Origin of the sequence: Bradyrhizobium sp. CSA112 (assembly GCF_029051645.1) — a bacterium.
Lineage (GTDB): Bacteria > Pseudomonadota > Alphaproteobacteria > Rhizobiales > Xanthobacteraceae > Bradyrhizobium.
Window position 1 is genome coordinate 749,107 of the sequence record NZ_JAACFS010000001.1, and the last position, 23,083, is coordinate 772,189.

Annotated in this window: 18 protein-coding genes and 1 pseudogene; 9 read left to right on the plus strand and 10 right to left on the minus strand. The window is 63.0% G+C overall.

All coding sequences use genetic code 11. The features are described 5' to 3' along the window. Positions 1-142: 142 nt before the first annotated feature. Entirely contained in the window at positions 143-670 is a 528-nt protein-coding gene (locus tag GWE18_RS03705) for a carboxymuconolactone decarboxylase family protein (protein WP_275184420.1), read from the plus strand. 12 nt (positions 671-682) lie between these two features. On the opposite strand, the gene GWE18_RS03710 is transcribed toward GWE18_RS03705, so the two are convergent. Then, entirely contained in the window at positions 683-1,939 is a 1,257-nt protein-coding gene (locus tag GWE18_RS03710) for an Hsp70 family protein (RefSeq protein WP_275184421.1), read from the minus strand. A 228-nt stretch (positions 1,940-2,167) separates the two neighbouring features. On the opposite strand from GWE18_RS03710, the gene GWE18_RS03715 reads away from it, so the two are divergent. Then, entirely contained in the window at positions 2,168-4,501 is a 2,334-nt protein-coding gene (locus GWE18_RS03715; RefSeq protein ID WP_275184422.1) for a Tex family protein, read from the plus strand. A gap of 163 nt (positions 4,502-4,664) precedes the next feature. On the opposite strand, the gene glsA is transcribed toward GWE18_RS03715, so the two are convergent. The 4 genes from glsA to GWE18_RS03735 all read right to left on the minus strand — a co-directional run bounded on the left by glsA (position 4,665) and on the right by GWE18_RS03735 (position 10,209). Continuing rightward, positions 4,665-6,524 (minus strand): glutaminase A, encoded by a 1,860-nt coding sequence (glsA, locus tag GWE18_RS03720; protein ID WP_275184423.1) that lies wholly within the window; start codon positions 6,522-6,524, stop codon positions 4,665-4,667. A gap of 22 nt (positions 6,525-6,546) precedes the next feature. Next, the gene (locus tag GWE18_RS03725) at positions 6,547-8,619 is read right to left on the minus strand and encodes a TRAP transporter permease (RefSeq protein WP_275184424.1); all 2,073 of its coding nucleotides are present in this window, start codon (positions 8,617-8,619) and stop codon (positions 6,547-6,549) included. A 52-nt stretch (positions 8,620-8,671) separates the two neighbouring features. After that, entirely contained in the window at positions 8,672-9,835 is a 1,164-nt protein-coding gene (locus tag GWE18_RS03730) for a TAXI family TRAP transporter solute-binding subunit (protein WP_275184425.1), read from the minus strand. Between the two features lie 152 nt (positions 9,836-9,987). Then, entirely contained in the window at positions 9,988-10,209 is a 222-nt protein-coding gene (locus tag GWE18_RS03735; RefSeq protein WP_057855250.1) for an acetyl-CoA carboxylase biotin carboxyl carrier protein subunit, read from the minus strand. A gap of 134 nt (positions 10,210-10,343) precedes the next feature. On the opposite strand from GWE18_RS03735, the gene GWE18_RS03740 reads away from it, so the two are divergent. Continuing rightward, positions 10,344-11,321: an IclR family transcriptional regulator gene (locus GWE18_RS03740; protein ID WP_275184426.1), complete on the plus strand. Its 978-nt coding sequence runs from the start codon at positions 10,344-10,346 to the stop codon at positions 11,319-11,321. Then, a complete protein-coding gene (locus tag GWE18_RS03745; protein WP_275184427.1) occupies positions 11,251-12,810 on the plus strand; it encodes a carboxyl transferase domain-containing protein in 1,560 nt (519 codons plus the stop codon). Before GWE18_RS03740 ends, GWE18_RS03745 begins: the two co-directional genes overlap by 71 nt. Before the next feature lie 116 nt (positions 12,811-12,926). Here the strand turns inward: GWE18_RS03745 and GWE18_RS03750 are convergent, their stop codons facing one another. The 4 genes from GWE18_RS03750 to GWE18_RS03765 form a co-directional block, all read right to left on the minus strand. Beyond that, positions 12,927-14,207: an MFS transporter gene (locus GWE18_RS03750; protein WP_275184428.1), complete on the minus strand. Its 1,281-nt coding sequence runs from the start codon at positions 14,205-14,207 to the stop codon at positions 12,927-12,929. 249 nt (positions 14,208-14,456) lie between these two features. Continuing rightward, positions 14,457-14,642, minus strand: coding sequence for a hypothetical protein (locus GWE18_RS03755; RefSeq protein ID WP_275184429.1), 186 nt, complete (start codon positions 14,640-14,642; stop codon positions 14,457-14,459). After that, positions 14,639-16,318, minus strand: a complete 1,680-nt coding sequence (locus GWE18_RS03760; RefSeq protein WP_275184430.1) for an FAD-dependent monooxygenase — start codon at positions 16,316-16,318, stop codon at positions 14,639-14,641. Before GWE18_RS03760 ends, GWE18_RS03755 begins: the two co-directional genes overlap by 4 nt. Positions 16,319-16,330: 12 nt before the next feature. Further along, the gene (locus GWE18_RS03765; protein ID WP_275184431.1) at positions 16,331-17,101 is read right to left on the minus strand and encodes an enoyl-CoA hydratase; all 771 of its coding nucleotides are present in this window, start codon (positions 17,099-17,101) and stop codon (positions 16,331-16,333) included. An 86-nt stretch (positions 17,102-17,187) separates the two neighbouring features. On the opposite strand from GWE18_RS03765, the pseudogene GWE18_RS03770 reads away from it, so the two are divergent. Next, positions 17,188-17,277 (plus strand): annotated as a pseudogene (locus GWE18_RS03770) (PaaI family thioesterase); the annotation flags it as partial. Positions 17,278-17,338: 61 nt separating this feature from the next. Next, positions 17,339-17,959, plus strand: a complete 621-nt coding sequence (locus GWE18_RS03775; RefSeq protein WP_275184432.1) for a TetR/AcrR family transcriptional regulator — start codon at positions 17,339-17,341, stop codon at positions 17,957-17,959. A gap of 160 nt (positions 17,960-18,119) precedes the next feature. Here GWE18_RS03775 and GWE18_RS03780 read toward each other — a convergent pair whose 3' ends face one another. Beyond that, positions 18,120-19,034 (minus strand): LysR family transcriptional regulator, encoded by a 915-nt coding sequence (locus tag GWE18_RS03780; protein ID WP_275184433.1) that lies wholly within the window; start codon positions 19,032-19,034, stop codon positions 18,120-18,122. A 196-nt stretch (positions 19,035-19,230) separates the two neighbouring features. Between GWE18_RS03780 and GWE18_RS03785 the strand changes: the two genes are divergently transcribed. The 3 genes from GWE18_RS03785 (at position 19,231) to GWE18_RS03795 (ending at position 23,063) form a co-directional block, all read left to right on the plus strand. Then, on the plus strand, positions 19,231-20,727 hold the full coding sequence (locus tag GWE18_RS03785; RefSeq protein WP_275184434.1) for a CoA-acylating methylmalonate-semialdehyde dehydrogenase: 1,497 nt from the start codon (positions 19,231-19,233) through the stop codon (positions 20,725-20,727). 120 nt (positions 20,728-20,847) lie between these two features. Then, on the plus strand, positions 20,848-21,993 hold the full coding sequence (locus tag GWE18_RS03790; protein WP_275184435.1) for an isobutyryl-CoA dehydrogenase: 1,146 nt from the start codon (positions 20,848-20,850) through the stop codon (positions 21,991-21,993). After that, positions 21,990-23,063 (plus strand): enoyl-CoA hydratase/isomerase family protein, encoded by a 1,074-nt coding sequence (locus tag GWE18_RS03795; protein ID WP_275184436.1) that lies wholly within the window; start codon positions 21,990-21,992, stop codon positions 23,061-23,063. Before GWE18_RS03790 ends, GWE18_RS03795 begins: the two co-directional genes overlap by 4 nt. Positions 23,064-23,083: the final 20 nt, after the last annotated feature.

The following is a 23,083-nucleotide window of genomic DNA, read 5'->3' on the forward strand; positions in this document are numbered from 1 at the left end:
CACGAGAGAGGGAGTTTTTTGGAGCGGGTCGAACGGCCTGGGCGCAGGCTTGAGCCTCGTTTCGGCGGTTGATCGGCTCCCTGCTGCAGTGCATGATCTCTCTGTCAACAAATCAGAAAATCCCAAACCCCCAGGGTGATGAATGGCCCGCGTCGACTATAGCGATCCCGCCAAGCACAATGAGCGCACCCGCGAATTGCTGGGCAAAAACCGCAATGCGAACATCTTCCGCATGATGGCGCATTCGCCGAGCTATCTCGAACAATACTGCCGGCTCGGCGGGGCCATCAGGCACAAGGGCGAGCTGGACCCGATCGTGCGGGAGCTCGCCATCACCCGCACCGGCATCCTGTGCGAGGCGCCCTACGAAATCATCGCCCACAAGCGGATCGGCAAGAACGTCGGCGTCACCGACGAGCAGAACGAGGCGCTGGAGAATTGGGAATCTGCGACATGCTTTGACGAAGTGCAGCGCGCCGCGCTCGCCTTCACCGATGAAATCGTCAAGCGTCACAAACCAACGGACGCGACCTTCAACGCCATTGCCGCCAAACTGACTCCGGCCGCGCTCGTCGAGCTGCAGCTCTCGGTCGGATTCTACATCATGACGTCGAAGTTTCTGGAAACCTTTGCCATCGACTTGCAGCCGGTGACGGAAGTGGTCGGCTGACCGTGTTCGTTCTCAGCTCGAAGGCCCGTACCGTCGCAGCGCCTCCAGCGTCAATCCTTTGCCGACGGCGCCGAAGATGTCACCTTCGACGATGCGGGCCGACGGCACGGCTTTGGTGATCGCCGTGTGCACGTGCGCGAGTTTCACCGAGCCGCCGGTCAGGAAGACCGAGTCGATATCGTCAGCAGTTAATCCCGCCTGAACGAGACAGTTCTTGATGCGCGCCGATATGCGATCCGCCAACTGCTTTGTGTGACTGACGAGATCGGGCCGGCCGATGGCCGCGCTGAGTCCCGGGGCAACCCATTCCAGCGGGATTTCCGACCGGCGCTGCTCGGACAACGCGATCTTGGCATCTTCGACTTCCATGGCCAGCGTGTGGCCGCGCTGTTCGTGAACCACGCGCATCAGCCGGTCGAGAAGTTCCGGCTCGGCAGCCTCCTGCCGCACCTGGCGGATATCGGCAAGCACCCGCGGTTCATACATGCGGTTGATGTTGGACCAGGTCGCGAGGTCGTGGAAGTAGCTCGACGGCACGTCAAGCCCCGGCCGCTTCATGGCGCTGCCGAAGCCGAACAGCGGCATGACCACGCCGAGGCTGAGCTGACGGTCGAAATCGGTGCCGCCGACGCGCACGCCGTCATTGGCAAGAATATCCGCTGCGCGATCGGGCTTGCCGTGGCGCTGGGGCCCCAGACGCACGATCGAAAAGTCGGACGTGCCGCCGCCGATATCGGCGATTAGTGCTACTTCCTCGGATGCGATCTGTCGCTCATAGTCGAGCGCCGCCGCGATCGGCTCGAACTGGAACGTAACGTCCTCGAATCCGATGCCTTGTGCAATCGTTCGCAGGGTCTCTTCCGCCTTGCGGTCGGCGTCCGGTGCGTTGTCGACGAAGTGTACGGGACGGCCATGGACGACGTTGCGCAGTTGGCGGCCGGTTGCCTGTTCTGCGCGGCGTTTGACCGCGCCGAGGTAATAGGCGATCACATCGCGAAAGCTGACCCGCGCGCGTCCGAGCCGCGTGGTTTCGTCGATCAGGGAGGTTCCGAGCACCGATTTGAGGCTGCGCAGCAGGCGGCCCGGAACGCCCTCGACATAGGCTTCCACGGCCCTGCGGCCGATCCGGACGCCGCTATCCGCCTCATAGAAGATTGCGCTCGGAATCGCGGTCTGCGCCGCCTCCAGCGTCGCCAGAACGGGCGCTGCACGCTCGATGGTGCCGAGCGTCGTGTTCGACGTTCCAAAATCAAGGCCGCAGATCGACATGGCTGCTCCGGGGGAAGGAGCGTCCGTTTACACACTGCAACGCCATCGATCCACCCTTATCTCGACGTCTGATCCGGCCGGTCTTTGGTCCGAATTAAGTTGCCGGGTGGGGCCATCCACAGATCAATTTGTTTCGTATGGCGGGTTGGCAAATCAATCCGAGATGGTCCATAAGCTGCGTCCCCGCGGTGGATCCGCCCGCCGCAAACGGCTTTGGAAAGAGGTCGCGTGGCAAATATCAATCGACAGATTGCGCAAGAACTTGGCGTTCGCGAAGAGCAGATCGCAGCGACGGTCGAACTGCTGGACGGCGGCGCTACCGTCCCGTTCGTGGCGCGCTACCGCAAGGAAATCACCGGCGGGCTCGACGACACCCAACTGCGCAACCTGGAAGAGCGCCTGACCTATCTGCGCGAGCTCGAAGAGCGCCGGACGGCGATCCTCAATTCGGTCCGCGAGCAGGGCAAGCTCGACGCCGCGCTGGAAGCGGCGATCATGGCGGCCGACAGCAAGGGGCGCCTGGAAGACATCTATTTGCCGTTCAAGCCGAAGCGCCGCACCAAGGCCGAGATTGCCAGGGAAGCCGGCCTCGAACCGCTGTCAGAGCTGTTGCTGACGCAGCCGCAGAACGATCCGCAGGTCGTCGCCGCCGGCTTCGTCGATGCCGAGAAGCAGGTGGCAGACGTCGCCGCCGCGCTCGAGGGCGCGCGGGCGATTCTGGTGGAGCGATTCGCCGAAGACGCCGACCTGATCGGGAAGCTGCGCGAGGAAATGTGGTCGAACGGGGTGATGGTTTCGACCGTGCGCAAGGGCAAGAAGATCGAAGGCGAGAAGTTCAAGGATTATTTCGACTACAACGGCGCCCTCCACAAGCTGCCGTCGCACCGCATTCTCGCGTTGTTTCGGGGCGAGAAGGAAGAAATCCTCGAGCTGCAGATATTGCCCGATGCGCAAGTCCCGGTCGCCAATGTGCCGAGCGCATATGAATTGAAGATCATGCAGCGCTTTCTCATTTCCGATCAGGGCCGCCCGGGCGACCGCTGGCTGATCGAAACCGCGCGCTGGGCGTGGCGCACCAAGATCCAGGTGCATCTCAATATCGACCTGCGGATGCGGCTGTGGACGGCGGCGGAGACCGAGGGCGTGCGGGTGTTCGCCTCGAATTTGCGCGACCTGCTGCTTGCGGCGCCGGCCGGCGCGCGCGTGACCATGGGGCTCGACCCCGGCTATCGCTCCGGCGTCAAGGTCGCCGTCGTCGACGCCACCGGCAAAGTGGTGGCGACCACCGCGGTCTATCCGCACGAGCCACAAAGGCAATGGGATGCGGCGCTGGCGACGCTGGGCAAGCTCGCGGTCGCGCACCGCGTCGATCTCATTGCAATCGGCAACGGCACTGCCTCGCGCGAGACCGACAAGCTCGCAACGGAGCTCGTCAAGCTGCTGCCGGATCTGAAAATGTCCAAGATCGTGGTGTCGGAGGCCGGCGCATCGGTCTACTCCGCCTCGGCCTTTGCGTCCGAGGAATTGCCGGAGCTCGACGTCACCTTGCGCGGCGCGGTCTCGATTGCGCGGCGCCTGCAGGACCCGCTTGCCGAACTCGTCAAGATCGATCCGAAGGCGATCGGTGTCGGGCAGTATCAGCACGATCTCGGCGAAACCAAGCTGGCGCGCTCGCTCGATGCCGTGGTCGAAGACTGCGTCAACGCCGTCGGCGTCGATGCCAACACAGCGTCCGCGCCGCTGCTGGCGCGGGTGTCAGGCATCGGCGCGGGACTTGCGCAGAGCATCGTGCAGCATCGCGACGCCAACGGGCCGTTCAAGTCGCGCAAGGCGCTAAAGGAAGTGCCGCGGCTGGGGCCAAAGGCATTCGAGCAGTGCGCCGGATTCCTGCGCATCAACGGCGGTGAAGACCCGCTCGATTCGTCCGGCGTGCACCCCGAAGCCTATCCGGTGGTGCGGCGAATTCTCGCCGCGACCAAGAGCGACATCAAGGCGCTGATCGGCAACGCCGATGTCGTGCGCCAGTTGAAGCCACAGGCCTTTGTCGACGAAACGTTTGGGCTGCCGACGGTGACCGACATCCTGCGCGAGCTGGAAAAGCCCGGCCGCGACCCGCGCCCGGCGTTCAAGGCCGCGGTGTTCAAGGAAGGCGTCGAGGAGATCAAGGACCTCAAGCGCGGCATGATCCTGGAAGGCACGGTCACCAATGTCGCGGCGTTCGGCGCCTTCGTCGATATCGGCGTGCATCAGGACGGCCTGGTGCACATCTCGGCGATGTCAAAGACCTTCATCAAGGACCCGCGCGAGGTGGTGAAGCCAGGCGACATCGTCAAGGTCAAGGTGCTGGAGGTCGAAGTCGCCCGCAAGCGCATCGCACTGACGCTGCGGCTCGACGACGAAGTCGGCGCCAAGGGCCCGAAGTTGTCGGAAAGCAAGATGCCCGAGTATTCCAAGGCATCGATGACGTCATCCGCGCCGCGCAAGGCGCAGGAGCAAGGCGGCGCGCTCGCCGAAGCCCTGCGGCGTGCCGCTGAGAAGAACGGGCGGGGCAAGGCGGGGTAGCCGCCGTCGGTGGCTTCATCCTTCGAGACGCATCGCTTCGCGATGCTCCTCAGGATGAGGTCTGAGAGTGGTCGCAGGATGAGATCTAAGACCCTCATGGTGAGGAGCACGGCAGCGCCGTGCGTCTCGAACCATGCGGCCCGTGACCTCGCCCAAATTCAATCTAGCCTGACGTCAACAGATTCAGCTTGGCGTTGGCGAGGATCAGGCGATCGGCCAGCAATTGCGCGAGGTTGCGCATGATCCGCTCGCCGGCACGCGGATGCTGCTTTCGAAAACGCTCGAAATCGCGGAGCGGGATTTCGTAGGCGGTCGCGGCCATGTCGGCGAAGACGTCGGCGGAGCGGCGCGGCTCCAGCAGCGCCATCTCGCCGAACGGCATTCCCGCGGTCAGCGTCGCCAGCCTGATCCCATCGGGCAGGGTGACGTGCACTACGCCGCTCCTGAGAAAGAACAGCGAAGTGGCTGGTTCGCCGGTGGCGATGATCTTTTCGCTCGCTTGGTAGCTCTTGATGGCGGCGAGTGAGGCCAGATCGGTCAATTCCTCGTCCGTTAGTCCCGCCAGCAGCGACTGCTCGGAGAGGTCGGTCGCCTCGAAGAAGTCGATCGCGCCGCCGTAGCGGTACACCACCTGGTCTTCCGCCCATTCGATCGCGGCGTCGAGCAAATAGTAGTTGCGGATGTTGGTGAGGCCTTCCGTCCAATCCGCGATCATCTTCCAGTCCGGCGACGACCGCCTGATACCGGACAGAATCACGGTGACGTGGTGCGCGGCCAACTCGCGGAATTCCTCGGCGAGGAGACGGGCGCCGGCCCGGGTCATGGCGGTGACGCGGCGCAGGTCGAAAATTACGAGTTGCGGACGCGGCTTGGCTGCGAGCTGGCGCGAGACGTAATCGACGTTGGAAAACGACAGCGTCCCCACCAGCTCGATCACGCGGACGTCCTGGTGGTGGGCGGCGAGGATGCTCTGTTCCTGCGCGCGCCTCACCCGCCGCGACGGGCTGTTGCCGATATTGTAGTCGGCGATGATGCTGTTGCGGGCGTCGTCGCTGCGGTTGAGCATATGCAGGTCGTAATGCGCCGACAGCGCCTCGCAGACCTTGATGCCGCGCACGCTGTTGCCGTGCTTGTCGAGTCTTGGCGAATAGCTGCCGAGCCCGAGCCGGGCCGGGAGCGCGGCGAGGATGCCGCCGCCGACGCCGCTTTTGGCGGGGATCCCGATCCGGTAGATCCATTCGCCAGCGTAGTCGTACATGCCGGAACTCGTCATCACTGAAAGCGTGCGCGAGATGGCGTAGGCGCTCATCACCTGTTCGCCGGTCACTGGATTGATGCCGCGATTGGCGAGGGTGGCCGCCATTACCGCGATGTCGCGCGCCGTCACCAGGATGGCGCATTGCCGGAAATACACCTCCAGCACGGCAGCCACGTTATCCCTGATCACGGCATTGGTGCGCAGGAGATAACCGATTGCCCGGTTGCGGTCGCCGGTGGTGCTTTCGGAGGCGTAGACGGCATCGTCGACGTCGAGGTCGCGTCCGGCAAACCGGCCCAGCGCCTGCCGGATATATTCGAACGCGGCGTCGCCCTTCGCCTCATGGATCAGGCCGGAGCAGGCGATCGCGCCGGCATTGACCATGGGGTTGAAGGGATGGTTCTCGGCGTTGAGGCGGATCGAGTTGAAGGGATCGCCTGACGGCTCGACGCCGATGACACTCTCGACCCGTTCTGCACCCAACGTATCGAGCGCCAGCGCGAAGACGAAGGGTTTTGACATCGATTGGATGGTGAAGGGGATCTGGGTGTCGCCGACCTCGTAGACATGGCCGTCGAGCGTGGCGAGGCTGATGCCGAAATGGTCAGGGTCGGCCTTGCCGAGCTCGGGGATGTAATCGGCGACCGCGCCGCTGGTCTCGGGCGCGAATTCTGCGTGACAGGTGTTCAGGAACCGCAGCAAGGGCGGCTTCGAACCGATCCAGGCTGCGGGACCGGTAGTGAACGGAGGAGGCGATTGTTTCATCGCCTCCTCTTGTGCAACGCAATCAGGGTGCGTGCAACTGGTTCGCTGCCGGGGCCTGACGCCGGATCAGCACCAGCGCGAGCAGTGTGGTGGGTACGAGAATGGCGAGACCGAGCATTGTCACCTGCATCTGCGACAGCGGCATGATCCCTCCGCCGGGCGTGGCCACCACGAACCCGCCGATGACGAGTAATACGCGCAACGGCCATTCCAGCGTGCCGGTGCCCCGGAGGTCGCCGACAAAGACCTGGTAGCCCTGAATACCACCGCAGATGAACAGCGTGCCGAAGCCCGCCAGCGCCATTAGTCCGATTCCTTCCAGATACGGGCTTGGTCCCTGCAGCACCAGCGCCGGGTTCAGCACGAAGAAGAACGGAATGAAGTAAATGATGCTGCCGACCCACATCGATTCCCAGCCGGTCTTCATCGCCGGTGAGCCGGCGATGCCGGCTGCGGCAAAGGAGGCGATGGCGACCGGCGGCGTGATCGACGACAGCATGCCCCAGTAGAAGATGAACATGTGCACGGCCATACGGTTGAGGCCGAGCTTCTCCAGCGCGGGCGCCACCAGGATGGCGAGGAAGATGTAGCAGGCCGTCGTCGTCAGTCCGAGCCCGAGAATGAGGCTGGTAAAAGCACACATCACAAGCAGCAGCAACGCATTGTCGCCGGCGAGCCGCAGCAGGTCGTTGGCGAGACTGGAAACCACGCCAGTCATCGAGAACGCGCCGATCAGGAGGCCGCAGCCGGCGAGGATGCCGACCAGTTCGACGAAGGTGCGGCCGTTGACCTCGAGGAACTTGTTGATGGTCCCGAGCGTCCAGCGCGTGTCCTTGGAGAAGAGCTGGTTGAGCACCAGCAGCAGCGCGGTCGCGTAGAACGGCGCGTGGCTCTCGCGCTTGAAATGCAGCAGCATCACGATCAGTAGCGCGATCACGAAGATGTAGTACCAGCCGGCTTTGACCGTATCCCAGACTTTCGGCAGCTCGGCGCGTGGAATGCCTTTCAGCCCGTGGCGGGCGGCGTAAGAATCGACCTGCATGAACAGGCCAATGTAATAGAGCGTGGCCGGAATAACCGCGGCAACGGCGACTTCCGCGTAACTGACGTTGAGGAACTGCGCGATCACGAACGCGGTCGCGCCCATCACCGGCGGCGCCAGCACCGCGCCGGTCGATGCGCAGGCCTCGATCGCGGCGGCATAGGAAGCACGAAAACCGCTCTTCTTCATGACGGGAATGGTCATGGTGCCGGCGGTCAGCACGTTGGAGATGATCGACCCCGACATCATGCCGAGCAGGCCGGAGGCAAAGATGCAGACCTTTGCGGCGCCACCGCGGAAGGTACCGCACAGCGCAAAGGCGATGTTGATGAAGAATTTTCCTGCGCCCGTCATCATCAGCGCGGTGCCGAAGACGAGAAAGCCGATCACGGTATCGGCGAAGGCCTGGATCGGAATGCCGAGCAGGCTTTCGCCCGACAGGACGTGATAAGCCGTCGCCTGCTCAAGCGTCGATTCGGTGCCGCGAAACGGCCCCAACCACTTCGCGTCGGCGAACAGGGGGTAGAGCGTAAACGGTAGCACGCTGAGCAGCAGGCTCCAGCCGCCGGTGCGCCGCAGCGCTTCCATCAGCACCGCCCACATGACGACGCCGGCCACGATGACGTTGGTTGGCGCGCCACCGAATTCCCAGCCGGCTTCAGCGGCCTTGCGGACGCTGAGCATCAGCATGACGGCGCAGCCGAAGGTGGCGATGAAAAGAACTATGTCATACCAGGGAATGCGATCGAGCGGCGAGGTCTCGGTCCCTGGAAAGATCAGGAACGTGAACGGCAGCATCAGCGCGATGAGCAGATAGAAATATTCGGTGTTGAGCTGGGTATAGCCGAGGAAGAAGCGCAACGAGAATTGCTGGTTGATGCACAGGAGGATGGTTGCCGCGGTGGCAACCACGAGCGCCCAGCGCCACGCGCCGCGCAAGGTCCGTACGCGCGTGACCTCGGCCTCCTGCATATTGCCCGCGCCAGCATGCGGATCGTCGAACTCGATCCGCTTTGCCGGCGCGACTACGCTATCACTCGCAGAAGGTGACATCACTTCCCCCAAAGATGGTATTCGCCTTCTACCGAGGTCGGAAGAGGCAGTGTCACTCGAAGCCGTTCGGCATGTTGGCCTTTGCCAGCGCTGCTGCGCGTGCCTTCATCCAGCCGTCGAGAAACGCCTTGTCATCCGAAGGCGGGTTGGCCTTGCTATAACCGGCCCATGCTGCCGCCAGCACTTGCTGGCGCTTCAGCAATTCCTTGTTATGGGCTTCCTGCGCGTCGGTCCACTGGCCGGCTTCCTTCAATGCCTTCGCGGCGCCCGGATGCACCGGAACCACCCAGTTCTTGGTCTGCCGGTCGGCCCCGAGGCCAGCGGCTCCCGGAGCGGCATCCTTGTAGGCGTCATAGCCCGTGATCATCGCCTTGGTGATGGAATAGACCTCGTCGACGGGCAGCGATCCATAGACCATGAAGATCGGGTAGGGGTAGTTGCCAAGCTCGATCGGCTTGTCCTTGGAGATGCCGGCGCCGCAGGTCGCCATATGGGGGAAGAAGAACGAGCCGACCTTCTTCACGCGCTCCCAGCCGGCCTTGTCGTTGTGGGGTAGCGGCGGCCAGATGATGCCGCGCGGCGAGGTCTCGAGTTCCTTCGCCGGGCCAGTGATGGTGGTGGCGAAGGCCGCATCGACGTCGTTGTTAATCATGCCCTTCCACATCGCGCCATAGCTTGAGAACTCGACGGCCTTGACGTCGCTCTGCTTGAGATCGCCGAAAGCCAGGATGGCGAGTGCGTTCTGGTTCAGCGCCGGCGAACCGACGACGAAGCCGACGCGCTTGCCTTTGAGCTGCTTGATTTCGGTTACGCCGGTATCCTTGGCGACACCGAGCGTGGCGGCGTTGCAGTCGACCGTCGACAGAACGAGTTGCAGGGGTTGAGGACCCCACTCCTTGGAACCGAATTCGAACACGCCTTCCTGGGCGAAATAGGTGCCGGAGCCCATCGCCGACATGGACGCGCGCTTGGCGCGCAGCGGCGCCAGCCGCGCCACGTCGTTGCCGGCGGGCAGCACGCGAACGTCGGTGCCGTATTTGTCTTTCATCACTTTGCCGACGGCGACCGCGATGTTGAATCCGGCGGTGCCGGTGTCGTAGGCGGTGAACGTCATGGTCGGCGGCAGCTTGACGTCCTCGGCGTATGCAGCCGGCGAGGTCAGCAATGCGACGCCTGCCAAGGCGATTGACGCGAACGCCTTCATCCGATGAATCATTATTTTTCCCCTCAGATTGTTTCGCTATGCGAAATTTTCTCGTTGATCATGTCATCGGCTGCTTGCGATGGCAACGTTGGGTATACACCAACACCAGAGCTGGACAGATTGTCGCGGAATTTCGCCGCGAGCTAATCTATGCCGTGATCCGGTTAAGCTTCGATGATCGCGACGACCTGTCCTTCGGCGATGACATCGTCGAGTTTGACCAGGATGGCTTTGATTTTTCCCGCCGTCGTCGACATGACCGGAATTTCCATCTTCATGGCTTCGACGAAGGCGATCTCGTCGCCATCGTCGACATCTCCGCCAGTTGTGACGGGAAGCGCGCACACGCGGCCGGCGACGTCGGTGACAATCTTGATCTCTGGCATTTCCGTTCTCCCCAAGGACCGTCTGACGGACTGGTTGTCCTGGTGAACGGCTTTTTGTTGTGGCCGCAGATTGCCTGAGGTAGTTTGTTCTGCAAGTGGAATTTTATTCCGCAGGGCGGAATGGAGCCATAAACATGGGAAGACGCTCGGAACGGCTAAGCAAACAGGGAATGCTCGCCAGCGATCTGGCCGGCGAGGGTGATGTGATCCAGGTGGTGTCGCGGGCGTTCGACGTCTTGCGCTGCTTCGAGGGTCATGAAGCCAGGCTAGGCAATCTGGAAATTTCCAGTCGCTGCGGCCTGCCGCGGTCGACGGTATCGCGGCTCACCCACACGCTGACGCGGATGGGCCAGCTCGTCTATCTGCCGCGCGATCAGAAATACCGCATCGGCCCGAGCGCGGTGGCGATGAGCACCTCGATGATGAAGGGGTTGCAGCTTCGCAACCTGATCCGGCTGCGGCTGCAGGATGTCGCCGACCAATTACCGGGCACCGTCGGCTTCGTGATTCCCGACCGCTATCATCTAGTTTATCTCGAATTCGCGCGTGCGGCGAACGCGCTCGGCCTGCATGAAGGCACCGGCAGCCGCATCTCGATGACCAGCACCGCGGCCGGCTTTGCCTACACCGCAGCGCTCGACACCGACGTCGGTGACGCCCTGATCGCCGAAATGGAGCGTGAGATCCCGGGAGATGCGGCGCTGTTGAAGTCGCGCATCGAGGACAACCGCCGCCACCTGCGCGAACACGGCTACGTCGTCGGCTGCGGCACCTGGAGCCCGCATATCAACGGTTGCGCGGTGCCGATCTGGTCGCCGCAATACCAAACCTTCGTGGTTGCGACGATCGGCCTGCTCTCCGCGATGTTTGATGAGAAGCGGCTGCACGAGGAAGTAGCGCCGCAGATGCTCGAACTCGGCGTAGCGCTCGGCGGCCTGCTTGAAGGCGCCGAGGGTGACATCTTCGCGAGCCGCATCGAACGAAAGCCGCTTCCGGTGCCGACCCATAATAACAACAAGATCATCAAGACGGAGGATACGAATGAACTGGAAGCCGGAGCTCGACGAGCTCGCTCGGCGCGAAGCGTTCGTGCGCGAGATGGGAGGCGTTGACAAGGTCAAGCGCCAGCATGACCAGGGCCGGCTCACGGTTCGTGAGCGCATCGACAGACTGATCGACAAGAATTCCTTCCACGAGATCGGCGCGATTTCCGGCATCGCCGAATACGACGAAAACAGCGAGCTCAAGCACCTGACGCCTGCCAACTGCGTGTTCGGCCGCGGCAGGATCGATGGCCGCACCGTGGTGGTGGTCGGCGACGATTTCACCGTGCGCGGCGGTTCGGCCGACGCCTCGATTTCCGCCAAGCCGCTGATGGCCGAGGAGATGGCGCACGATTTTCGCCTGCCGATCATTCGCGTGATCGAAGGTTCGGGCGGCGGCGGTTCGGTTAAGACGATCGAAACCCGTGGCGCGGCCAATCTGCCCGGCGGCGTCGGCGGCACGCGCTGGTACTGGTTTACGACCGCGAACATGGCGCGCGTGCCCGTGGTCGCGCTCGGGCTCGGTTCGGTCGCGGGCCTTGGCGCCGCGCGGCTGGCCGCCAGCCATTATTCGGTCATGACCAGGAATTCCGCGATGTTCGTCGCGGGCCCGCCGGTCGTGAAGCGCCTTGGCCAGGACCTGACGAAAACGGAGCTTGGCGGCGCGGAGATCCAGACCCGCGCCGGCGGTGTCGATGACGCCGTCGGTACCGAGGAGGAGGCGTTCGAGCGCGCCAGGCGTTTTCTGTCCTATCTGCCGTCATCGGTATATGACCTGCCGCCGACCACGCCCTGCAGCGACGATCCGGAGCGCGCAGAAGAATCGCTGTTGAAGGCGGTGCCGCGCAATCGCCGGCAAGTCTACAAGATGCGCCCGATCATCGACGCCGTCGTCGATAAAGGCTCGTTCTTCGAGGTCAACGCCAATTTCGGCCGCCCGATCATTACCGGGCTTGCCCGGCTCGAAGGCCGCGCGGTGCTGCTATTGGCGAGCGATCCCTTCCACTATGGCGGGTCGTGGACGGCTGAAGCGTGCCAGAAGGTGGTGCGCTGGGTCGATTTCGCCGAAACCTTCCATTTGCCTGTCGTGTATCTGATGGATTGCCCCGGCTTTATGATCGGGCTCGAGGCCGAAAAATCAGCGACCATCCGCCACGGCGTACGCGCAATGGCGGCAGTCAACCAGTCCACGGTCCCCTGGTGCACCATCATCGTGCGCAACGCGTTCGGCGTGGCCGGAGTCGTGCACCAGCCGGCCAACCGTTATTCGATGCGCTATGCCTGGCCGTCGGCCTATTGGGGCTCGCTGCCGCTCGAAGGCGGCATCGAGGCTGCCTACCGCGCCGACATCGACGCTTCAGATGATCCGGCCGCGAAGCTGAAAGAAATCGAGGAGCGCCTCAACAAGCTGCGCTCGCCGTTCCGCTCCGCGGAGAAATTCTGGGTCGAGGAGGTGATCGATCCCCGCAAGACGCGTTCGCTACTGTGCGAATTCGCGCGATTGGCGGAGCCGATTCGGAACGTAGGTCCGCCGACGAATATGTCGACGCGGCCGTGATGGGATGTCATTCCGGGGCGATGCGCAGCATCGAACTATGGTGCGCAATTGCGCACCTGAGAATCTCGAGATTCCGGGTCTGGTGCTAACGCACCATCCCGGAATGACGTGTTCTCTCACGCCGCCACCGGCTTCGGCCGCGAGATCGCCAGCACGATCAGCGCCGCCACCACGCAGAGTGCGCCGGCGACGAAGAACGCCGGCAGATAGGTCTGCAGCACCGTCCGCGACAGGCCGGCGCCGAAGGCTGCGACGCCTGCACCCAATTGATGGCCGGCAAAAATCCAGCCGAACACGAGGTTGGCGCGTTCGGGACCGAACCGTTGCGCGGTGAGCCGCACGGTTGGCGGCACGGTCGCGATCCAGTCGAGACCGTAGAACATCGCAAACAGCGAAAGGCCGTAGAGCGTGAAGTTGGAGAAAGGCAGAAACAGAAGCGATAGTCCGCGCAGCCCGTAGTACCAGAACAGGAGCCAGCGGTTGTCATAGCGGTCGGACAGCCAGCCGGAGGCGATGGTGCCGACGAAATCGAAAATCCCCATCGCCGCAAGCAGGCTTGCCGCCTGCACCTGCGGAATCCCGAAATCGAGGCACATCGGAATCAGGTGGACCTGCACCAGGCCATTGGTGCTGGCGCCGCAGATGAAGAAGGTGGCGAACAGGATCCAGAACACGCCCGACTTCGAAGCATCGCGCAGGGTGCCGAGCGCGGCCGCCATGATCGGCGTGTTGTTGGGGGGAGGCGCGGGCAGCGGCTCGGTGCCTTCGTCGCCAAACGGCCGCAGGCGGAGGTCGCTCGGCCGGTCACGCATGACCATCAGCACGGCAAAGGCTGCGACACCCAGCATGACGCACACCAGCGCCAGCGCGAGCCGCCAGCCATAGGTATCGGTCAGGCTTGCCAACAGCGGCAGAAAGACGAGTTGCCCGGTGGCGACGCTCGCGGTGAGTATGCCGACCACGAGGCCGCGCCGTGCCACGAACCAGCGCGCGGCGATCGTTGCGCCCAACACCAGCGCCGTCATGCCGGTGCCGATCCCGATCACCACGCCCCACAGCAGCATGAGCTGCCAGACCTCTGTCATCGCCAGCGACGCGACGAGGCCGGATACGACGATCAGCAGCGCCAATAGCGTCACGTTGCGCAGGCCGTAGCGGTTCATCAACGCGGCGGCGAACGGCGCCATCAGCCCGAACAGAATGAAGCGGATCGACAGCGCCGAGGAAATCTCTGCGGTGGTCCAGCCGAATTCCTTCTGCAAGGGCACGATGAAAACGCCGGGCGCGCCGACCGTGCCGGCGGAGATCAGGGCGGTGAGAAAGGTCACGGCGACCATCGCCCAGCCGTAATGAATGTTGCGGCGGGCGAGGGCGGCTGACAGCCAGTTCGAGATCATTGGGCCTCGGCGAATTCCGGTGGGGAAGGTTCTTTTAGGTTGGCTTTGCGCATTCTGATGTTACGACCGTCAGACTTGAATGTCGTACTTCCCTCGTTTCAGGACATAGTGACGCCAGGGCACGCAAGTCGGAGATTGCATTATGGATATAATATTATACACGGCAGAAATCGCAACCACGCAATCCAATCAAAAATCTCACCATTCGCATGAGAGAAATTGATCGATCGCAGGCCGCGAACCAGCCGACTATTCCAGTCCGTCGAGGGCGGTCTCGATGGCCTTTTTGAAGGCGGCGATATCGCCGAGCTCATGGCCGAGCACGAGCGCGAGCCGAGTCAGGAACAGCGCTTCGCGCGCAGGTCCCGCCTGGTCGATCGCCATCGCCAGCGTCTCATAGGCGGTCTCAAAATCCTCGAACGGCATGGCGCTCATGGCGTTTCGCTTCCCAGGCAAATCTTCGTGGTTTCCAGTATCTCGTCGGGAATGACGGCCTTCCATCGCCCGGCGATGTGCAGGTCGGGCCGCAGCAGATAGAGCGAGCCGGGTCTTGCCACGAACAGGCGGGCGATTTCGCCGTCATGATCGGCAATGGGAGCTGAAACCAATGACCCCACGACAAGCGAAACGAAACGCTTGTCGATCCGGCCGAGCTGCGCAAGCAGCGCCGCCTGTTCGGCGGTAGGCTGTTCTTCGCAGAACAGGATGGCCGTCATGCCGTTGCCGGCGTGGTCCAGCAGGTGGCTTCCGTCGGCGAGCTTGGCGTTCGGCGCGGCGCTACCGCAAATCGGGCCGCCGGCAAATTCGGCGTCGCGGTCGGCATAGGGAGTAAGCCGGCTTTCCGAATAGGTATAAGGCTGCATCTGACGCGGATTGGCGAGCCCACGCGGAAATTCGTGCCGGAGGCTGAGCGACAGCGCCGCCTCGCGCGCCAATCGCCAGCCGCGGGTGGGCGGTGTCATGAAGCGCGTGCTCTTGGTGGCGTTGGCGAAGACATCCAGCGTGGCGCCGCGCCGCTCCGGCGAATAGCTGTCGAGCAGCCGCGCGTCCGCCTCGCCGTGGAGCACAAGCGCCAGCTTCCAGCCGATATTTTCGGCATCCGCGAGGCCATTATTCAGCCCGCGCACGCCGAAGATCGGCACGATGTGTGCGGCGTCGCCGATAAAGAAGACGCGGCCATGCCGGTAGTCATCGAGGCACAAGGTGTTGGCGGAATAGATGCTCCACCATTCCAGCTCCCACGGCTTTGCATGTCCGATATCGGTAAGGATCGCGCTGACACGGGCACGGATGTTTTCCTCCCGCAGAGCCTCTTGCTCGCTCTCGCCTTCGCGGAGCTGATAATCCACGCGCCAGATACTGTCCGGCTGCTTGTGGATCAGCACCGTCCCGCCCGGATTGCCGCTTGGTTCGAAAAAAGCGCGGCGCTCGGTCGGAAAGTCGTGATCCATCCGGATATCCGCGATCACGTAGCGGCCTTCGTAATTATCCCCCTTCAGCCGCAAGCCGAGCATCGATCTGACCGGTGAGCGCGCTCCGTCGGCTGCCAGCACATAGTCGGCATCGAGCCGATAATCGCCCTCCGGCGATGAAATCCGAACCGATACGCCATTGTTGTGACGCTCGAGGCTCGATAGCTCGCTCTGCCAGCGCATGTCGATGAGGTCGCTGACCGCGACCGCGTCGTGCAGAAATTTTTCGATGTATTGCTGCTGCAGATTGTACATCGGTAGATATTTTTCGCCCGGCGGCTGCGGCATCTCCAGCCGGAAAATCTGCTCGCCGCGGTAGTAGCTGCGGCCGAAACGCCAGCCGAGCGCCCTTTCGACAAACGGCGCGACCGCGCCGATCCGCTCCAGAATATGCATGCTCGGCCGCGCGATGCAGATCGCGCGGCTGCCGTCATTAAACGTGTCCTTGCGATCGATCAGCACGCTGCGGATACCGTAGCGCGCCAGCACAAGTGCTGCGGTCATGCCGATCGGGCCGGCGCCCACAATCAGGACGGGATGCCGTGTCACGAGGCCGTCAAGCTCGGGGACGCGCCGTGCCGCAAAGCGGGGATAGTCAAAGTAGAGCGACTCCAGCGGCCCCTTGCCGGCAGGTCTCATGCGTCCCTCCGTCTATTTCTTGCGGTCGAGAAATCCCTGCATCATCCGCTGCGGCTCGCCGGTCAGGAAAGACTGCCCGAATACGCCGACGCTTAAGTTGACGGATTCGGTTAGCGGCAGTTCCTCCCACTGCCGCAGCAGCGCCTTCTGTGCGCGCAGCGCTTCGGGGCTGCATTCGAGCAGCGCCTTCACCGTATGCTCGACTGCAGCATCGAGTCCGCCTTGCTTCGCAACCACGTCGACCAGGCCCCAGGCGAGCGCGGTCGGCGCGTCGATGTTTTCCGCTGTCATGACAAGCCAGCGGGCGCGGCCCCAGCCGATCAGCCGCGGCAGCAATGCGGCGTGGATTACCGAGGGGATGCCGACGCGTACCTCCGGCATGCCGAATTTGGCATCATGGGCCGCAATCCGGAAATCGCAGGCGGCGGCGACTTCAAGGCCACCGCCGAGGCACCAGCCGGGTAGCCGCGCGATCACCGGCGCGGGAAAGTTGCGCACGGCCTCGCAGAGGTCGCGCAGCCGCGTGATGAAGGCTTCTGCGGACTTCTGGTCGAGCTTCGCCATCTCCTTGATGTCGGCGCCGCCGATCATGCTCTTTTCGCTCTGTCCGGCCAGGATCACCGCGCGAATGTCCTTGTCGCCGGCGAGCTTCTCGAACCCTTCGCGAACCCCGTTGGTGACGGCGGAAGAGAGGATGTTGAGCGAGCCTGCGTTGCAGATCGAGAGGCGGACCACGCCTCGGTCGTCACGCTCGATGCCGCAATGAGGATTGAGCATTTCCATTCTTTTTTTCCCGGAACTTGTTCTGGCGGTTGGCGTCACTTCCAGGACATTGCGCCGGGTTGTCAAGGGGAGGCGGCGGCCGCCAGACCGAAGGCTTCGTTCGCGATGGCACGGGCAATCTTGCAGTGCACGCGACCCCAACGTTCACGATGATCGGCGCTGAAAAAGCGAAATAGATGCAGCTTTTTCTGCATACAATTGCTATTATATGACTGCAGACATTTAATGGGATGCCTCATGCGTTATTCGAAAGAGCACAAGCAGGAGACCCACGCGCGGATCATCAAGAAGGCCTCGGTGCGGCTTCGCGAAAAGGGCGCGCATGGCATCGGCGTCGCCGACCTGATGAAAGAGGCGGGCCTGACCCATGGCGGCTTCTACGCGCATTTCGATTCCCGTGAGGCGCTGGTGATCGAGGCCTTTGCCTACGCGATGGACCGCTCGATCGAGCACTGGCGCAAACTCGCCGATGAAACGCCACCGGAGAAGCGGCTGTCGACGATCGTCGATTCCTACGTCTCAACGGTGCATCGCGACGATCCCGGCCGCGGCTGCGCGGTTACTGCACTCGGCGCCGAAATTGCCCGGGAAAGCGCCAAGACCCACAAGGCCTTTGCCGCCAAGCTGGAGCAGTTGATCGACGTGATGGCCGACCAGATTCCGGATGTGCCACGGAAGACAGCGCGCAGGCAGGCGATGGGCACGCTGGCGACGATGATGGGCACGCTCGTGATGTCACGCGTGGCGGGCAGCGGTGAACTGTCCGACGAAATTCTAGCTTCCGGCCGCGAGGCGGCGCTGGGTCGCGCCGAGGCGACGAAGCCGACCGCGAAGAAGGCGCGGGTGAAGGTGAATTAGAGTCGACGACCTCTCCACGTCGTCCCGGCGAACGCCGGGACCCATACGCCGCGGCTTCTCGATTTATAACGGCTGGTCGACGGCTTTCGCGCAACAACAAACGCCTGTGGTTATGGGTCCCTGCTTTCGCAGGGACGACGATGGATTTGTGCCCCGATCCTCACCTTCCGCCGAACAGCGCGCGTTCGCTCTCTACCGTCTCGTGGATGTAATCGGCGACAGCCCTGATCCGGGCCAGATCCTTGCTGTCGGCGTGCATCAGCACCCAGAACGTGCGCGAGATCCTGACCTCATCGGGTAGCACAGGGCGCAATTCGGGATGCGCCGTCGCCATGAAGTGGGGCAGCACGGCGATGCCGAAGCCTGCGATGGTGGCATTGAGCTGCGCGATCAGATTGGCGCTGCGGAATTTGGCCGAGATCTTTGGCGAAACCTGCGGGAGGTAGTCCAGTTCCGGCGTGAACAGCAGTTCCTCGATATAGCCGACGAAGCGATGCTCCGGCAGGTCGCCGCGGCTCCTGATCGCGGGCGCGCCGTCGAGATAAGCCGGCGCGGCATAGAGGCCGAGGCTGTAGTCGAGCAGCTTGCGGCCAACGATCCGGCCCTCCTTGGGCATCGAAAGGCTGATCGCAATATCGGCCTCGCGCTTCGACAGACTGAACAGGCGCGCGGTGGCGACGAGCTGCAGGTCGAGATCGGGATACCGCTCGGTGAATTTCACCAGCCGTGCAGCCAGGAAGTGGCTCCCAAAGCCGTCAGGCGCGCCGATCCGCACGGTGCCGGTCAGATGCGCGCGCGAGCCGCCGACCGCCTCCTGGTTGGCGACGATGGTAGATTCCATCGCCTCCGCGCTGTCGGCAACCCTCTGGCCGGCCTCGGTCAGGAGGTATCCGGTCTTGCGGCGATCGAACAGTTTTGCGGAAAGATGCCGTTCCAGCCGATCGACCCGGCGGATCACGGTGGCATGATCGACCGATAGCTGCTTGGCGGCAGCCGAAACCGATCCGCCCCGCACGATCGCCAGCACAAAACGGAAGTCATCCCAGTCGATCGTCTTGGTGCCTTGATCCAGCATTTCCGCACATCTATGGTGCAATATATCGGACTTGTATCCTAAGAAATGCGGGTCAAAAAGGGCTCCATAGCGTTTTCGCGCGAAAGCCTGCCCCAGACTTGATCCGGGGTGGGTGCCGGTTCGCGTGAAGAAAACGCGTCAGAACATAGTTTAGAGCCTCGGTTCGACCAAGGCTCGGCTCTCAGGGAGATTATTCATGCGCTCAATCGGACACTTCATCGGCGGCAAAGAGGTCAAGGGCACTTCCGGGCGGACGGCCGACGTTTTCGAGCCGATGACCGGCGACGTCCAGGCCAAGGTAGCGCTGGCGTCCAAAGCCGAGGTTCGCGCCGCCGTCGAAAACGCGAAGGCTGCACAGGTCGAGTGGGCCAACACCAATCCGCAGCGCCGCGCGCGCGTGATGATGAAGTTCCTCGAACTTGCACAGCGCGATTACGACAAGCTCGCCGACCTGCTGGCGCGAGAGCACGGCAAGACTGTTCCCGACGCCAAGGGCGATATCCAGCGGGGGCTTGAGGTCGTCGAATTCGCCTGCGGCATTCCGCATCTGATGAAGGGCGAATACACCGAGGGCGCCGGCCCCGGCATCGACATCTATTCGATGCGGCAGCCGCTGGGTGTGGTCGCCGGCATTACGCCATTCAATTTCCCGGCGATGATCCCGATGTGGAAATTCGCGCCAGCGATCGCTTGCGGCAACGCTTTCATCCTGAAGCCGTCGGAGCGCGATCCCGGCGTGCCGATGATGCTGGCTGCATTGATGATCGAGGCGGGTTTGCCGGCCGGCGTCCTCAATGTCGTCAACGGCGACAAGGAAGCGGTCGACGCCATTCTCGACGATCCCGACATCAAGGCAGTCGGTTTCGTCGGCTCGTCGCCGATCGCGCAATATATTTATGAGCGCGCGGCGGCCACCGGCAAGCGTGCGCAGTGTTTTGGCGGCGCCAAGAACCACGCCATCGTCATGCCCGATGCCGACATGGACCAGACCGTCGATGCGCTGATCGGCGCGGGCTACGGCTCGGCCGGCGAGCGCTGCATGGCGATTTCGGTGGCGGTGCCCGTCGGCAAGCCCACCGCCGACCGGCTGATGGAAAAGCTGATCCCGCGCGTCGAATCCCTGAAGATCGGCACCTCGATCGATCCCTCCGCCGATTACGGTCCGCTGGTGACGAAAGAAGCGCTCGACCGCGTCAGGAACTATGTCGATATCGGCATCAAGGAAGGCGCCACGCTCGCTGTCGACGGCCGCGGCTTCAAGATGCAGGGCTATGAAAACGGCTTCTACATGGGCGGCTGCCTGTTCGACAACGTCACCAAGGACATGCGGATATACAAGGAAGAGATCTTTGGTCCGGTGCTCTCGGTGGTGCGCGCCCACGACTACAAGGAAGCGCTGGCGCTGCCATCGGACCATGATTACGGCAACGGTGTCGCGATCTTCACCCGCGACGGTGATGCCGCACGGGACTTCGCAGCCAAGGTGAACGTCGGCATGGTCGGCATCAACGTGCCGATCCCGGTGCCGATTGCGTACTACACCTTCGGCGGCTGGAAGAAGTCCGGCTTCGGCGATCTCAACCAGCATGGTCCGGATTCGATCCGCTTCTACACCAAGACCAAGACGATCACCTCGCGCTGGCCGTCCGGCGTCAAGGAAGGCGCTGAGTTCTCGATCCCGACGATGAATTGATGGTGTAGCCCAGGCCGTCATTGCGAGCGCAGCGAAGCAATCCATATTGCCGCGAAAAGGAAGAATGGATTGCTTCGTCGCTTCGCTCCTCGCAAAGACGAGAAGAATGAGCAGCCCAGAATGCAGTTCGCTCTCAATGAGGACCAGACGGCGGTTCGCGACATGGCGCGCGAATTCGCCGCGGAGAAAATCGCACCGCATGCGCTGCGCTGGGATGAGGAGAAGCATTTCCCTGTCGACGTGATGCGGGAAGCGGCCACGCTCGGCATGGGCGGGATCTATATCCGCGATGATGTCGGCGGCTCCGGCATGACCCGCTTCGACGCCGCGCTGATCTTCGAGGCGCTGGCGACCGGTTGTCCGACCGTGTCGGCCTACATCTCGATCCACAACATGGCCTCGTGGATGATCGACGCCTACGGCAACGACATCCAGCGGCAGAAATGGCTGCCGAAGCTCTGCACCATGGAACTGTTGGCGAGCTATTGCCTGACCGAGCCGGGCTCCGGCTCAGACGCCGCGGCGCTCCGCACCCGCGCGGTGCGCGACGGCGATCACTATGTGCTCAACGGCCAGAAGCAGTTTATCTCCGGCGCCGGCGGCGGCGACCTCTATGTCGTGATGGTGCGGACCGGCGGCGACGGGCCCGGCGGCATCTCGACGCTGGTGATCGACGGCGACACGCCCGGGCTCTCACTCGGCGCCAACGAACGCAAGATGGGCTGGAATGCGCAGCCGACCCGCGCGGTGATATTCGAGAACGCGCGCGTGCCGGTCGAAAACCGGCTGGGCGAAGAGGGCATCGGCTTCAAGATCGCAATGGCCGGGCTCGACGGTGGCCGTATCAACATCGCCGCATGTTCGCTCGGCGGCGCGCAAAGCGCGCTCGAAAAATCGCTCGCCTACATGAAGGAGCGAAAAGCCTTCGGCAAGCGCCTTGATGAATTCCAGGCGCTGCAGTTCCGTCTCGCCGACATGGCGACCGAACTGGAGGCGGCGCGGACTTTTGTCTGGCGTGCCGCCGCCGCCCTCGACCGCAAGGATACCGACGCCACCATGCTGTGCGCGATGGCAAAACGCTTCGGCACCGACGTCGGTTTCGAGGTCGCCAACCAAGCGCTGCAACTGCATGGCGGCTACGGTTACCTCAGCGAATACGGTATTGAGAAGATCGTGCGCGACCTGCGCGTGCACCAGATCCTGGAAGGGACCAACGAAATCATGCGGCTGATCGTGTCGCGCAAGATGATCGAGGGCGCGCGATGACGGATGCGATTGTTGCAGAAGGCGACCTGATCGCGCGCAAGGAAGGTTCGGCCGGCATCCTCCGCCTGAACCGGCCGAAGGCCATCAATGCCGTGACGCTGGAGATGTTCCACGACATCGACAAGGCGCTCGATGCGTTCGAGGCCGATCCTGCCGTCGCCGTGATCCTGCTGGAAGGCGCGGGCGAGCGCGGCCTGTGCGCCGGCGGTGATATCCGCGCGCTCTGGGAAAGCTCGAAAGTGAAGGGCGATCTCGGCAAGGTCCTGTGGCGCGACGAATACATCCTCAACGCCCGCATCAAGAAATTCCCGAAACCGTACGTCGCCTTCATGGACGGCATCGTGATGGGCGGCGGCGTCGGGCTATCAGCGCATTCCAGCCATCGCGTCGTCACCGACAAGACGAAATTGGCCATGCCCGAGGTCGGCCTCGGCTTCTTCCCCGATGTCGGCGGCACCTGGCTGCTGTCGCATTCGCCCGGAGAGATTGGCACCTATTTCGGATTGACCGGGCAGATCATGAATGGCCCGGACGCGATCCATGCCGGCTTTGCCGATGCCGTCGTGCCATCGGCCAAACTGCCTGCCTTGCGCGAGGCTCTCACCAAGGTTCGCGACGGGATTACCTCGGCGGAGGTTAAAGCCCTGATCGCGGGATTTGCCACCGGCGAGACCGCAGGTCCCGTCGCGGCGACGCAGGACGAGATCGATCGTTGGTTCGCGCACGACCGGATGGAAGCCATCATCGCGGCTCTACAACGCGACGGTTCGGATCTCGCACAGGCGACGCTGAAGACGCTGAACGAAAAGTCGCCGCGCGGCATGGTGGTGACGCTGAGACTGCTGCGGCTGGCGCGTACGGCCCGCTCGCTGGAGGAATGCCTGGTGCGGGAATATCGCGCCGCGCTGGAAGTGTTTGCCAGCGACGATTTTCGCGAGGGCGTGCGCGCCGCAGTGATCGACAAGGACCGCAATCCAAAATGGTCGCCGCCGCGGATCGAAGATGTGACGCCGGAAATGGTCGCGCCTTATTTCGCCGAGATCGGCGCGGACGAACTGAAATTTCCCTGATCAAAGCAGAAAAGTTCAAA